Source organism: Devosia sp. UYZn731, assembly GCF_040546795.1.
Classification (GTDB): domain Bacteria; phylum Pseudomonadota; class Alphaproteobacteria; order Rhizobiales; family Devosiaceae; genus Devosia.
The window spans coordinates 216848-231594 of record NZ_JBEPOL010000007.1; the positions used below are offsets into that span (position 1 = coordinate 216848).

General features: G+C 63.7%; 8 protein-coding genes. 7 read left to right on the forward strand and 1 reads right to left on the reverse strand.

Annotated features, from left to right (window positions below):
- Positions 1 to 50: 50 nt before the first annotated feature.
- The 3 genes from ABIB57_RS18615 to ABIB57_RS18625 all read left to right on the forward strand — a co-directional run bounded on the left by ABIB57_RS18615 (position 51) and on the right by ABIB57_RS18625 (position 4181).
- Positions 51 to 509, forward strand: a complete 459-nt coding sequence (locus tag ABIB57_RS18615; RefSeq protein WP_354042690.1) for a (2Fe-2S)-binding protein — start codon at positions 51 to 53, stop codon at positions 507 to 509.
- A 10-nt stretch (positions 510 to 519) separates the two neighbouring features.
- Positions 520 to 2772: a xanthine dehydrogenase family protein molybdopterin-binding subunit gene (locus ABIB57_RS18620; RefSeq protein WP_354042691.1), complete on the forward strand. Its 2253-nt coding sequence runs from the start codon at positions 520 to 522 to the stop codon at positions 2770 to 2772.
- 65 nt (positions 2773 to 2837) lie between these two features.
- Entirely contained in the window at positions 2838 to 4181 is a 1344-nt protein-coding gene (locus tag ABIB57_RS18625; protein ID WP_354042692.1) for a c-type cytochrome, read from the forward strand.
- Between the two features lie 53 nt (positions 4182 to 4234).
- Here the strand turns inward: ABIB57_RS18625 and ABIB57_RS18630 are convergent, their stop codons facing one another.
- On the reverse strand, positions 4235 to 8470 hold the full coding sequence (locus ABIB57_RS18630; protein ID WP_354042693.1) for a PAS domain-containing hybrid sensor histidine kinase/response regulator: 4236 nt from the start codon (positions 8468 to 8470) through the stop codon (positions 4235 to 4237).
- A 319-nt stretch (positions 8471 to 8789) separates the two neighbouring features.
- Here ABIB57_RS18630 and ABIB57_RS18635 point away from each other — a divergent pair, with 319 nt between their 5' ends.
- From ABIB57_RS18635 to ABIB57_RS18650, 4 genes are all read left to right on the forward strand, one after another.
- Positions 8790 to 9791, forward strand: coding sequence for a LacI family DNA-binding transcriptional regulator (locus ABIB57_RS18635; RefSeq protein ID WP_354042694.1), 1002 nt, complete (start codon positions 8790 to 8792; stop codon positions 9789 to 9791).
- Between the two features lie 457 nt (positions 9792 to 10248).
- Entirely contained in the window at positions 10249 to 12171 is a 1923-nt protein-coding gene (locus tag ABIB57_RS18640; protein ID WP_354042696.1) for an ABC transporter substrate-binding protein, read from the forward strand.
- A 389-nt stretch (positions 12172 to 12560) separates the two neighbouring features.
- Positions 12561 to 13550 carry an ABC transporter permease gene (locus ABIB57_RS18645; RefSeq protein ID WP_354042697.1) on the forward strand — a complete coding sequence of 330 codons (990 nt, stop codon included), beginning with the start codon at positions 12561 to 12563 and terminating at the stop codon, positions 13548 to 13550.
- A gap of 17 nt (positions 13551 to 13567) precedes the next feature.
- Positions 13568 to 14692 carry an ABC transporter permease gene (locus tag ABIB57_RS18650; protein WP_354042820.1) on the forward strand — a complete coding sequence of 375 codons (1125 nt, stop codon included), beginning with the start codon at positions 13568 to 13570 and terminating at the stop codon, positions 14690 to 14692.
- Positions 14693 to 14747: the final 55 nt, after the last annotated feature.

Below are 14747 nucleotides of genomic sequence, written 5' to 3' on the forward strand. Positions count from 1 at the left end.
AGCTTTACGCAAAGTATGACCTGCGATGTGTGCCTGTTGAGGAGGTTTTTATGGCTGTAAGTTTGATGATCAACGGTAAGGCGACCGAGGTCGATGCGGATCCGCAGACCCCCTTGCTCTGGGTATTGCGCGACCATCTGGGGATGACGGGAACCAAGTTCGGCTGCGGTATTGCCCAATGCGGCGCCTGCACGGTGCATATCGATGGCGTGGCGACGCGCTCCTGCCAGTTTCCACTGGAAGCCGCCGAGGGCGTCAAGATCACCACGATCGAGGGACTGAGCCCCGATTCAAGCCATCCGCTGCAAAAGCTGTGGGTGGAATTCAACGTGCCCCAATGCGGCTATTGCCAGACCGGCATGCTGATGGCCGCGGCGGCGCTGCTGGATGAAATCCCCAACCCGACCGACGCGGATATCGATCAATACGTGTCCAATATCTGCCGTTGCGGCACCTATACGCGCGTGCGGGCGGCGATCCACAAAGCCGCCGACCTGATGAAAGCTTGAGGAGGCGGTCATGAACGAGATCAAGACGACGCGGCGCAATTTCATCATCTCCTCGCTGGCCTTGGGTGGCGCCCTGGTCATCGGCACCCGCGCGCAGGCCGCCGTCGTCGATGCCGAGCCGTGGGACCTGGCCAATCCGGCCGGCAGCGTCGAATTCACCCCCTGGCTGACCATCAATGCCGATGGCAGCGTCATCGTGCGCGCCACGGCGGTGGATATCGGCAACGGCACGCTCACCCAGATCGCCGCCTATATCAAGGAAGAGCTTGATCCGGTCTGGGACCAGATCAAGCCGCAATATGCCTCCACCAATCGCGACTATCTGGAGGAGAATGTCTATTCGAACGCCAATGTGGGCGGGGCTTTGGCCTATTTCAGCGGCCGGTCGACGGGGCCCGCGCGCATGGACACCTATATGCAGGTTGCCGCCAGCGCGCGCGAGCGGCTCAAGGCTGCCGCCGCCGCCGCATGGAGCGTGCCGGCTGGTGAAATCACCATCACCGAGGGCGTGCTGAACCACGCTTCGGGCAAGTCGGGTGGCATTGGAGAGTTCGTGCAGGCGGCCGCTGCCATTCAGTTGGCCGAGGAGCCCAAGCCCAAGGACCGCTCGGAATGGACGTTCCTGGGCAAGAAGCATCCGGGTAAGGTGCAACTCCCGCAGATCGTCAATGGCAGCCTGATCTATGGCGTCGACGTCATCGTGCCCAACATGGTCTATGCGGCGCTGCGCCAGTCGCCGGTAATGGGCGGCACGCTCAAGAGCTTTGACGCCGATGCGGTCAAATCGATGCCAGGCGTGCTGGCCGTGGTGGCGGTCAAGCCGGGGGACAATGTGCCCACCGATCTCAAGCCGCCCTTCCCGTTTGGCGTGTCGACGGCCCAGCATGCGGTGGCGGTGATTGCCGAGCATTACTGGCAGGCCCGCACCGCGCTCGATGCGCTGCCGGTGGAATGGGATGACGGCCCGGGCGCGCAGTGGAAAACCACCCAGCAGATGAACGACGCCGCCATCGCGGCGCTCGACAAGCCGGGCGAGAAGGTGGAAGTGAGCACCGGCGATTTCGAGGGGGTGTTCAAGGCCGCCAAGAAGACCGTCGAGGGGACGTACCTGACGCCCTATTGCGAGCAGGCGCCGATGGAGCCGCTCAACGGCACCGCCATGGTGACGCCCGAGCGGGTGGATTTCTGGCATCCGTCGCAGCATTCGCAGATGGCCTATATGGTGGCCGCCGACGAGACCGGGGTTAAGCCCGAAAACGTGTTCTTCCACCAGACCTTCGTGGGCGGCGGCTTTGGCCGGCGCGTGTTCTCGGACGATGCGCGGATGGTCGTTGCCGTCGCCAAGCATTTTCCCGGTCGGCCAGTGCATGTGATCTGGTCGCGCGAGGAAGCGACCCGCCAGGGACGTTATCGTCCGCTGATGGCTGGCCGGCTGTGGGCCGCGCTGGGCGACGATGGCTATCCGACGGCGCTGCAAGGGCGGGTTTCGGGTGGTCCGGGCTTTTTCGTTTCGGGCATCAACGACACCGCTATTACCTCGCTGCTGCCCAATGTGCAGATCGAGTCGCAGACGGTTCCGTTCCACATCCTGACCGGGCCGTATCGCGGCCCCGGCTACAATTCCAACGCCTTCTTCATCGAGACCTTTCTCGATGAATGCGCGGTGGCGGCGGGCGTGGACCCGATGGAATACCGGCTGCAGATTTTCGGCAAATGGGCCGATATCGGCTGGGCCAAGTGCCTCAATGAGGTCAAGGCCAAGTCCGGCTGGGGCGAGGCTTTGCCCAAGGGGCAGGGCCGTGGCGTGGCCATCGCCAATTGGGGCATGGGCGGCAAGGCCGATGCCGGCACCACCGTGGCGACCGTCGCCAAGGTCGAGGTCAGCAAGGAAGGCGTGCTGAAAATCCGGCAGATCGACCTGGCCTTCGATACCGGCCGCATCGTCAATGAGGACGCGGTGCGCACCGAGCTCGAAGGCGGGACCATGTTCGGGCTGAACATGGCGGTCAATGAAGGGCTCAACATCAAGGACGGCCAGATCGTCGAGGGTAATTTCGACGAATATCCGATGCTGCGCATGGCCGACATGCCGGCGCAGATCAACGTGCATTTCGGTGGCCTCAGCGACAATCCGCGCTTCAACGAGATCGGCGAGCCGCCGGCGGGCGTGATCGGGCCCGCAGTGGGCAATGCCATCTTCGCGGCGACCGGAAAGCGCATTCGCCAGATGCCGTTCCGCACACAGGACATGAGCTGGTCCTAGGTTGCGATAAATGCCGACGGCCCAGCGGCCGCCGGTTTGATTTTCATCACGGCAAAGGGGATACCGTGAAAATCCTGCGTATTATCGGCATTATCATTGTCGTCGGCATCGTGCTGTTTGTGGGTTTGGCATTCCTGCTCAACCAGCGACCGTCCAGCCCGTTCGATCAGGTCGCGGCGATCACCGCGCCGCAGTATCCGGTCGAGGAGGCCAGCTACGTGGCTCGGTTGGCCGATTGCGTGGCCTGCCATTCGCTGCCGGGGGAAGCGCCGTTTTCCGGCGGCCTGCCGATGGGTAGCCCCCTGGGCGTGATGTACGCGACCAATATCACCCCCGACAAGGCAACCGGCATCGGCACTTATACGCTGGCCGATTTCGACAATGCGGTGCGGCGCGGCGTCGCCAAGGATGGGCATCGCCTCTATCCGTCAATGCCGTATCCCTCCTATGCCAAGATGACCGACGAGGACATCAAGAAACTCTACGATTACTTCATGTTTGCGGTGGAGCCGGTCGCCAAGCCGAACCAGGAAACCGGCATTCCGTTCCCGCTCAACATGCGCTGGCCGCTGGCGTTCTGGAACGCCGCCTTCGCGCCGACCAAGGTTTACGAGAACAAGCCCGAGCAGAGTGCGGAATGGAACCGCGGCGCGTACCTCGTGCAGGGTGCTGGGCACTGCGGCAGTTGCCATACCGAGCGCGGTTTGGCGATCCAGGAAGTGGCGTTGGACGACAGCAGCGATGCGTATCTGTCGGGCGCTTTGCTCGATGGCTGGCATGCCTCGAACCTGCGCGGCAACCAGGCGACGGGCCTGGGGCGCTGGAGCGAAGACGATATCGTGCAACTGCTCAAGACCGGCCGCAACAAGCATGCCACCGTGTTCGGCACCATGCTGGAAGCATTCAACAACAGCACGCAGTTCATGACCGACGAGGATCTGAAGTCCATCGCGGTGTATCTGAAATCGCTGCCGCCGCGCGGGGCCGATCCGCAGTGGGTCTATGACGATGCCACCAAGGTGGCGTTCGCGGGCAATGACATGACGGCGCCGGGGGCCTCGTTGTATCTGACGCAGTGTTCGAACTGCCATGGCCGCGACGGGCTGGGACGTGGGGCCTTGCAGCCGCCACTGGCGGGCAATCCGACGGTGATCGGGCAGAATGCGGAGTCGATCATCAATATTCTGCTCAACGGGGCCGGACGCATGGTGGTGGACGGGGTTCCGGACTCCTACCGCATGACGCCGTTCCGGGTGCTGCTGCGCGACGACCAGATCGCCGAGATCGCCACGTTTATTCGCACCAGCTGGGGCAATGATGCGCCGGCGGTGACGGCGGCGGAGGTGGCCAAGCTGCGCGAGGACACCGATCCGACCAGCGATCACGTGATCATTCTGAATATGCGGTAAGGCGGAATCGGACGGGGCAGCACTGCCCCGTCGGGCGATACGGGCTGGTTCGGCTACCCGTGCACCAGGCCGGCTTTGAGGCGAGCGAGGCCGGCCAAGGCGGCGGGTAATTTCACGTCGTCATAGGCACTGCGCACTGCATCGATCATGGCGGCTTCCGCCTGTCCGTCCAGCAGGGTGGATAGCTGCTTCAGCATGGGCTCGGCGGCGTCGTCGCCGCGGGCGACCAGCGGCTCGACGGTGGCGATCAGGGCGAGGGCGGTCTCGCGATCGCCGCCCGAATGGGGCTGGGCGTCGAGCGCCAACTTGGTGCCAATCGTGTCGAGCACGGCTTGCAGATGCCTGCGGAATTCCAGCGCCAGCGTGTCGATATCGCGGTCGCCGTCGCGGGCCGCCTGTTCCAGTTCAGTGGCGGCAGCGGTGAGCTGGCGCGCCTCCAGGGCGGCGGCGGTGGTCTTGACCAGTTGGGCCAGCGCTTCGGTTTCGGGCAGGTCGTCGGTGCCGATCAGATTGCCCAGTTTGGCGGGGATATCGGCGAAGTCGCGCACGAAGCCGCGCATCAGGCGCTCGAGGCGGTCCGCATCGCCGTGCAGGCGTCGCAGAGCGGTGTCGAAATCGGGCGCCACCACGGAGGCGACCGGTTTGGTGCCGGCGAAGATATCGGCCAGGACGCGATAGAGCCGCGTCTCCTCGACTGGCTTGATGATATGGGCGGTCATGCCGGCACCGCGCCCGGTATCGCGGTCTTCGAGGCCGTCTTCGCCAGTCAGCGCGATGATGGGCAGGCGGGTCCAGGCCGGGTTGCGGCGGATGCGGCGCGTGACTTCGCGCCCGGCCATGTCGGACAATTGCATATCCATCAGCACGGCGTCATAGGCGCGGCGGGCCAGCCGCTCGAGCGCCTCGCTGCCGCTGGCGGCGGTGTCGACCGTGACACCGGCCAGCTCCAGCAGGTCGGTGATGGTCTCGCGGGTCGGGGTATTGTCGTCCACCAGCAGCACGCGCCGGTCGGTCAGGGCGGCCTTGGCCTGGGCGGCGGCGGTGTCGGCCGGTTGCAGGCCATTGCGGGCGCCCGTGCCGGCGGGCGAGAAAATACCCGCCATGACGTCGAGCATCATGGATTGTGTCACCGGCTTGACCAGGAGGCCCTGCAGGCCAAGCTGATCGACCCGGCGCAATACGTCCTCGCGGCCATAGCCGGTCGCCATCAGGACGACGGGCAGGTTTTTTAGCGTCACATCGGCGCGCAGGCGGCGGGCCAGTTCGAGCCCGTCCATGCCGGCCATGCGCCAGTCGATCAGCGCGAGATCGAAGGGCTCTGCGCCCTCCGCAGCTGCGTTCAGGGCGGTGAGTGCATCACTGCCCGAGGCAACGGTCTGCGGGGTCATGCCCAACGCGTCCAGCATGTCCGAAAGTATGGTGCGGGCGCTGGCATTGTCGTCGACGATGAGGACGCGGCGATTGCTCAGCGCCACAGCGGGAGACGCGGCGGCTTCGGCCACCGGGTGCAGCGCGATGGTGAAACGGAAGGTGGTATCGCGCCCCGGCTGGCTTTCGACGTCCATAGTGCCGCCCATCTGTTCCACCAGCCGCTTGCAGACACTCAGGCCCAGCCCGCTGCCGCCATGGCGCGGCGAGCTGCGCGATGCGGCCTGCTCGAACGGGCGGAACAGGCTGCCGATCTGGTTGGCGTCGAGCTCGATGCCGGTGTCGCGGATGCTGAATTCCAGCAGCGGGATCTCGCCATCGCCGGGTAGCCGATCCACCGAGACCACGACTTCCCCGGTTTCGGTGAACTTGACGGCATTGGCGACGAGGTTGACCAACACTTGGGACAGCCGCTGTTGATCGCCCTTCAGGCTGCGCGGCACGTCAGCGTCGACCGCAAAGGCGAGCTCCAGGCCCTTTTCCTCGGCCCGTGGCGCGGTGGCGGCCGATACGGTATCCAGCACCGCCTCCAGGGTGAATGGGCTATCGTCCAGCTCCAGCCGTCCGGACTCGATCCTGGAAAAATCCAGCACGTCGCTGACGATCGCCTGCAGGCTCCTGGCGGCGGTGTCGATCTTGTCGAGGTAGTTGCGCTGCTTGGGCGCCAGTTCGGTCTGCAGCGCCAGCCGGGTCATACCAACCACGGTGTTCATCGGCGTGCGCACTTCGTGGCTCATGGTGGCCAGCAGGTCGTCCTTGGCCTGTTCCATGGCGACCATCTTCTGCTCGGCCTGCCGCAGCGCGTCGCTGGATTGGCGTTCCATGGCGATGTCGCGCAGCACGCCATCCCAGACGGTGCTGCCGTCCGGGCGAACATGGGGCACTGCGCGGCTATGCAGCCAGACGGTGGTGCCATCGGGCCGCACGATATTGAAGCGGCAGTCGAAGACCTCGCCGGACTGCCGTGCGCGCTCGAATTCGGCCAAGTAGAAGCGGCGCTCGGATTTGACCATGGTCTTGGGGAAGGCATCGCGATCGGCCATCAGGGTTTCGGCGGATACACCGACCAGGGCCTCGATGCCGGCACTGGCATCGGTGAGCACAAAATGAGCGTCCGTCCATTCGAAACTGTAGATCGCGCCGAGCGGTAGGGCACGCGCCAGGGCCGCGACGCGCGCCCTGGCTTCTTCGCGTTCCGACATGTCCTGTAGCGTGCCAACGACGCCGATAATGACGCCCCCCGCGTCGCGCTCGGCATGGCCGCGCACACTGGCAAGGAAACTGGTGCCGTCGGGCCGCAGATATTGTACATCCAGCGCATAGGGCTTGCCGGTCTTGAGGCAATGCTGGACCGCGTTGGTGGCGCCATCCTGGGATTGCGGCGACAGCAATTGTTCGAGGTCCGCCTGGGTCAGCGCCGGCGCGTCGGGATCGCTGTCATTGAGCTCATAGAGCATGTCGGAGGCGAAAAACTGCTGGGTGGCGCGGTCGAAGCGCCAATTGGCCAGCCGTACCAGCTTTTCCGTGTCGTGCAGCGCCGCCTTGGTGCGGTTCAGCGCCTCATTGGCGCGATGCGCCTCGGTCACGTCCAGCACGAAGCCGCGCAACCGCTTGGGCAATAGCGCACTGGCCTCGCTCAGGTGCACGGTGCAGGAGACCCAGCGGATTTCTCCGGTTGGGCGCACGACGCGGAATTCCAGCTCCTGCGGCTCCTGTATGCGCTGTGCCATGGCCTTGAAATCGAGCAGGTGGCGATCCTTGGAATGCACCCGGCTGTGGAACGCGTTGGCGCCGGTCAGGCTGCCGGGCTTGACGCCGAAGATGGCGCAGAGGCTGGCGTCGCCCTGCAGCGTGCCGGTATCGATATTGAATTCCCAGATGCCCAGGCCGCTGGTTCCGGCTGCGAGTTGCAGGCGTTCACGGACATCCTTGATGACGCCCTCGGCCTCGAGCAGCGCCACGCGGCCCTGGCGCAGCGCCGCGTCCGTCACATGGCTGTCGGTGACATCGACCATCACGCCGACGGTGCGCGCCGGCGCCCCATCCAGCACCCGCGCCGACGAGCGGACCCAGCGGGTCTCGCCATCGGCCCGCATCAGGCGGAAAACCACGCTGGTCGCTGCGCCGCCCGCATCCTCGGTCAGCCCGAGCAGGTTCGCATCGGTGATGCGCGCCTTGTCGTCGGGGTGGATGAGACGCTTGAAATCATCGAGGGAGGCTAGCGGCTCGGCGCCATCGAGCCCGAGCAGGCGATACCAGCCGGCATCGCCCAGCAGCAGGTCGGCGCCGATCTCATAGTCCCAGGCGCCATAGTCGATCATATCGGCGGCCAAGAGGCCGATTTCGCGTTGGCGCCGGCTTTCGCCTGCCATCCGGGCGCGTTCGGCCAAGACGGCGATATTGCGCAGCTGGTCCTCGATATTGTCGCGAACCTGCGTTGCCAGCCGGCGATGCAGGGAGGTGAACGGCCGCAGTTCCGCCGTCAAAACCTCGATGACGCCGAAAAGGGTGCCGTTCGGCCAGGTGATGGGCAGGCCCAGATAGTCCTTGATGCCCTGGGCAGCCTCGGAACTGCCCGACCATTGAGGGCTGGCGACATCCAGCGTCGAGCGCTCCCGGACCACGTCCTGATACAGCAGCCGCGAGCCCTTGACGGCCACCCGCATGCCTTCGCCGGGCAGGGGCGATCCATAGGCGATGATGACCTCGGCCTCGTTGCCCGACAGGCTCCAGATTCGCCCGTCGCACATGCCCATGGTTTCGGCCAGCGTGCCGAGCATGCCGCGCCAGCGCACCCGAGTGGCGGCGTCGACCGGCGGCATGGCCTGTGCGTCGCGTTCAGCACTGCTCCACTGTTGCATGCTCCGCTGGCCCTCTCCACTGAGTGGCTGTTGGTAGGCAATCGTGTGTCCGCTATCGCGCGGACGAAGACTCAAGACTTCTGCTGGCGTGCCGGCTTTGGGCGTAGAGGGCGATATCGCGTTATCTTGCATCATTGGATGGACGGGGTCAGGGCGCTGTTCCGCGAGAATCGCAGGCGATCAGGCGGTCTATTGCGTCATAGTCCGGGGTTCCGCCAGCGAAGACAAGCCGCCCACACCCAAGCATTTCCGCTTGTACACCTCAAAAAACGCAAATATTGCAAGACGAGCATTTGTTCGGAATGGACAGGTTGAGTGAATGGCCCCGACGCGGCGTGCGAACCAGGCGGATATAGCTGAGCGGCTGGGCGTGTCGGTCAGCACAGTCTCGCGGGCTCTCGCCAACGAAATTGGCATCAGCCCGGCGGTGCGGCGCGACGTACAGCGGATGGCGCGCACCCTGGGCTATAAAAGCAAGCATGCGGTTGGGATTACGGCCGACAAGCGGGCGGTGGCCCTGGTACCGCTGGGCAGCGCCACGAGCGGGCTGTCGGGGTTCTATTTCGGTATCCTCGAGGGCATGAAGACGGCGGCCGCCGACGCCGGCATGCTGCTGGACGTGCGGCTGGTCAATGAGTCGGCGGTGACGCTCGACCTGATCAAGCGCCAGATTGCGCAGGCCGACGCCAATGGCGTGCTGCTCGCCGGGATCGACGCGTGGGACGGGCTGGCCGCGTGGTGCGCCGAGGCTAATGTGCCGGTGGTGCTGGTCAATGGCAGCGATCCGCAAATGCGGGTCAGTTCGGTGGCGCCGGCCAATTTTTACGGCGCGTTCCTCGCGACGCGGCGCCTGCTGGACGCGGGGCATCGGCGCATTTTGCATTATACCCACCAGTATCGCCCCACCATTTTGCAGCGGCAGCGCGGCTTCGAGGCGGCTATCGCGGCAACGCCGGGCGCGGTTGGGAGCATTATCAACACGGCGGAGCGGGCGACCGCGGACCTGTTGGCCGATATCCTGGCCGGCAAACACGATGTGACGGCGCTGTTCAGCTGGAACGACATTGCGGCCGTGGAAATGTTGGAGGGGCTGTATGGCAGCGACAGTTCGCTACCGGCCAATTTCTCGATCATCGGGTTTGACGATTTGCCGATCGCCGGGATGGCGACGCCGCGGCTGAGCACGGTGCGCGTGGATCGCGAGGCTATCGGGCGCGGGGCCGTGCGGTTGCTGGCCCAGCATATGGAAGGCGAGAGAGCCGTGCAGCAGCTTGAGGTTGGGGTGTCGATTGTGGCAGGGGAAACGGTGTTTCCGGCTTAAGGCGAGGCGGTACTGCCGGTCCCTAAACTACCCCGCCCACGGCGTCACCCCGGTGTAGGCCGGGGCCCATCCCGAGATATCCTCGCGGCTGCAAGATGGCGACGTCTGACTCCCCACCTCGCGGCATGTGGCTCAATCTCAGGATGGCCTCCGGCCTTCGATGGGGTGATATCGAGCGTGACAAACGCATGGTGCGTCCAACCGAGTTGGCGTCAAAACCGTCGCAGTGCGATGAGAGTGAGTCACGATTTTTCGGCCTCGCCTTTGAGCTGCGGTGCCCAATTGCATCCTCTCCACACCCTATCCTGCTGACTCATCAATGCAAATCATGCAAATTTGCGTAAATTGCGTGATTTGCGCAAAATACTTGCGAAAGCGCAAATTGATGGCTAACTTGCCGGGGTGCCATAAGGCGCCGGGCCGGGGAACAGACGGCCGCGAGGGAGAGGATTTCATGATGAACAGCCGACTTTGGCCACGCGCATATGCGGGCCGCGTCGTTACCGGCGCACTCACCGCCGTTTTGATGCTGAGCACCGTAGCGCTGGGCCAGCAACAATCGCCGATACTCGATCCATTGGTGGCGGACGGCACGCTGCCGCCGGTCGCCGAGCGGCTGCCCACCAATCCGCTGGTGGTCACCCCGGTCGAGAGCGTCGGCAAATATGGCGGTACCTGGCATTCGGGCCTGCGCGGTGGCGGCGACAATGCCTGGATCGCGCGCACGATCGCCTATGATGGTCTGGTCCGCTATGACCGCGACTGGAATAAGGTCATCCCCAACCTGGCCGAAAGCTGGGAAATCAGCGAGGACGCCAAGACCTATACCTTCCACCTTCGCGCCGGGCTCAAATGGAACAATGGCAAGCCCTTCACCAGCGCCGACATCGCTTTCGCCGTCGACCTGCTGCATGAGCCGACCTATGCGGGCGGCGGCGGTTTTGTGAAGAACCCGCAGAACCCCGTCACCATCGAAGTGGTGGACGACACCACGTTCAAATTTGTCTTCGAAAAGCCCAATGGCGTGCTGCTCGACGAATTGGCCAGCGTCAACGGCCTGACCATCGTGTCGCTGAGCAAAGATTATTGCGGGCAGTTCTATCCCAAGACCAATCCAAATGCCGCGGCTGATGCCAAGGCCGCCGGCTTTGACACCTGGGAGCTCTACATGCAGGACCGCTGCTCCTGGGCGACTGAAACCATCCGCTGGGCCAATCCCGAACTGCCCTTCATGAATGCCTGGATGGTCAAGGAGCCCCTCAAAGGCGACAGCGCCCGGGTCACCTTTGAGCGCAATCCTTACTATTGGAAGGTCGATACCGCGGGCAACCAATTGCCTTATATCGATACGCTCGAAATGCGCGTTTCGGACTCGCTGGAAGAGCTGACGCTGATGGCGCTCAATGGCGAAATCGATTTCCAGGATCGCCATATCAACACCATCATCAACCAGCCCATCTTTTTCGACGGGCAGGAAGCGGGCGGCTATCACCTGGGCACGGAAGTGTCCTCGTTCTCCAATTCCATGGTGCTGCAGTTCAACCTGAACCATCCCGATCCGGCGCGCCGCGCCGTGTTCGGCAACAAGGATTTCCGCATCGGCATTTCCGAGGCCATCGACCGGCAGGAAATCATCGACGTGGCCTTTACCGGCCAGGGCACGCCCTCGCAGGTGGCGCCGCGTCCCGAATCCCCGTTCTATGACGAGGAGATGAGCACGCAATATACCGCGCTCGATCTCGAGGACGCCGCAAAGCGCTTCGAAGCGGCCGGGCTCGGGCCCAAGAACGGCGAGGGCTTCTACACCATGCCTGACGGTTCGCCGTTGGTGGTCACCGTGGACACCATCGCGGCGCTGCATCCGGAATGGGTGGATATGCTCGAAATGATGCAATTGCAGCTTGCTGCGGCGGGCATCAAGCTTGAGATCAACAGCATCGACCGCACGCTCTATTACGACAAGCGGCCGACCGGCGATTATGACGCGCAGATCTGGACCGGCGACGGCGGCCTCGAAGTCATGCAGGAGCCGCGCTACTACTTCCCCTATAGCCCGGAGAGCGTCTGGGCCTTCCGCTGGCAGGCCTGGTACAATGGCACCACGCCCGACATCGCCGAAGAGCCTGCCGATTGGGCCAAGAAGCAGATGGAGCTCTACACCCAACTGCGGGCCGAAGGCGATGCCGACAAGCGTAGCGCGCTGATGAAACAGATCCTGGCGATCGCCAAGGAGAACTTCCCGGTCATCGGCATCAACCTGCCCGGCGAAGGCTACTACCTGGCCAAGAACAATCTGCACAATATTCCGGACACGCTGAAGCAGGCTTACCTGTTCCCGTCGCCGGCACCCTATGATCCGTTCCAGTGGTACTTCGAGTGAAAGTACGTCCCTAAACTCTACTGTGCCGGCCATCTGACGCGACGGTCTGCGCTTCCGGTGCTCACGTACAAACGTACGCTCCGCTCCGGTTCTCGACCGACACGCCATCTGACTCGGCACAGCGAGTTTTTGGACACACTTTGGAATGGATCCCTCCCGCCCCTCGCGGCGCTCCCAATTGCCGCGAGGGGTTGAGAATTGACGGTGGCGTGATAGCGCCACATCCACCGGCAGACACCTCCCCCGTCGACGGGGGAGGTTGGGAGGGGGTGTGCGGAGCCACGATGAAGATCGGGGCTAAACCCACCCCCACCCTTGATCCCTCCCCGCAAGGGGGAGGGTGTCGACTGAGAATTCGGCGGTCGAACACGAAGTATAGGAACACCCCCATGCTGGGTTTCATAACGAACCGGATGATATCGATGGTGTTCACCATCTGGGCGGTGTCGTTCATCGCCTTCGCCATCATCCAATTGCCGCCGGGCGATTATCTGACCACCTATGTGGCCCAGCTCAGTGCCGATGGCGACCGGGTCGATCCCGCCGCGATCCAGGCGCTGCGCGACCAATATGGCTTCGGCGAACCCTATCTGGTGCAATACTGGAAATGGACGGTCGGACTGCTGCATGGCGATTTCGGCCGCAGCTTCGAGTGGAAGGCGCCGGTCAGCGAATTGATCTGGGGCCGGCTGGGCAATTCCATCCTGCTCGAAGGTCTCGCGGTCATCGTTATGTGGCTGGTGGCGCTGCCCATTGGCATCTACGCCGCCGTGCGCAAATATTCGCTGGGCGATTATCTGGCGACCATTGGCGGCTTTCTGGGCCTGGCCATTCCCAATTTCTTCTTCGCGCTGATCCTGATGTATCTCAGCTTCATCTGGTTCGGTGAGACCATCGGCGGGCTGTTCTCGCCGCAATACCAGAACGCCCATTGGAGTTTTGGCCGCATCGTGGATTTCGCCAGCCATGCCTGGGCGCCGATCCTGGTGCTGTCGATGGCGGGCACTGCCGAGCTGATCCGTATCCTGCGCGCCAACCTGCTCGATGAGCTGAAAAAGCCTTATGTGACCACGGCGCGCGCCAAAGGGCTCAGCGAGTTCCGCACCATCATGAAGTATCCCGTGCGTGTGGCGCTCAATCCGCTGGTGTCTACCATCGGCTGGCTGCTGCCGGCTTTGGTATCGAGTTCGGTGATCGTGTCGGTGGTGCTCAACCTGCCCACCGCCGGCCCGCTGCTGCTGCGTTCGCTCACCAGCCAGGACATGTACCTGGCCGGCGCCATCATCCTGCTGCTGGGCATTCTTACGGTCATCGGCACGCTGATTTCCGATCTGCTCCTCGCCTGGATCGATCCGCGCATTCGCTTCGGGAGCAAATAGGAATGGCGAGCGAAACCATGACCGATATCGCCATGCCCGCCATTGTCAAAAAGCCGGTGCGCGAGAGCCAGCGCGCGCTGATGTGGCGCCGCTTCAAGCAGCACAAGCTGGCCTTGGTCGGGTTGTGGATCGTTGTCGCGTTTTACCTCGTGGCGCTGCTGGCGGAGTTTCTCGCGCCGGTTGAGCCAGGCGCCTACAATCCGCGCTACACCTATGCGCCGCCGCAGGGCATCCAGTTCATTTCGACCAATGACGACGGCTCTTGGGCGTTCGGGCCCTATGTCAACGGCTACAAATCCACCATCGACAAGAAGGCAATGCGGCGGACGTTCGTCATCGATCCCGAGGTGAAAATCCCGCTGCAGTTCTTCGCCCCGAGCCAGCCCTACAAGCTTGCCGGCTTTATCCCGCTCTCGGTCAAGCTGTTCGGCGTCTCCGATCCAAAGACCCCGCTCTATATCCTGGGAGCCGACCGCCTGGGCCGCGACCTGCTGAGCCGGCTAATCCACGGCACGCGGATTTCGCTGTCCATCGGGTTGGCGGGTGTGACGCTCAGCCTGTTCTTCGGCATCATCATCGGCGGGTTTTCGGGCTATTATGGCGGCTGGTTCGATAGCGTGGTCATGCGCGTCATCGAGTTCATCCGCTCCATGCCCACCATTCCGCTCTGGCTCGGGCTTGCCGCGGCGCTGCCCAAGGACTGGTCGGCGATCCAGACCTATTTCGCCATCACCATCATCCTGTCGCTGATCGGCTGGACCGAACTGGCGCGGGTGGTGCGCGGACGGTTCCTCAGCCTCCGCACCGAGGATTTCGTCACCGCCGCACAACTCGATGGCGCCAGTGACTGGCGCATCATCACGCGGCACATGGTGCCCAGTTTCATGAGCCACATCATTGCCGCGGCAACGCTGGCTGTGCCCGGCATGATCCTGGCCGAAACGGCGCTGTCGTTCCTCGGTTTGGGCTTGCAAGCGCCGATCGTTTCCTGGGGCACGCTGCTGCAGGACGCGCAGAATATCCGTACCCTCGCCACCGCGCCCTGGCTGCTGACACCGGGCATCTGCGTGGTGGTGATCATCCTGTCGCTCAATTTCTTCGGAGACGGCCTACGTGATGCCGCTGATCCCCATGGCCGATAGTATGCTCTTCACCTCTCCCTTTGGGGGAGAGGTCGGCGCGCAGCGACGGGTGAAG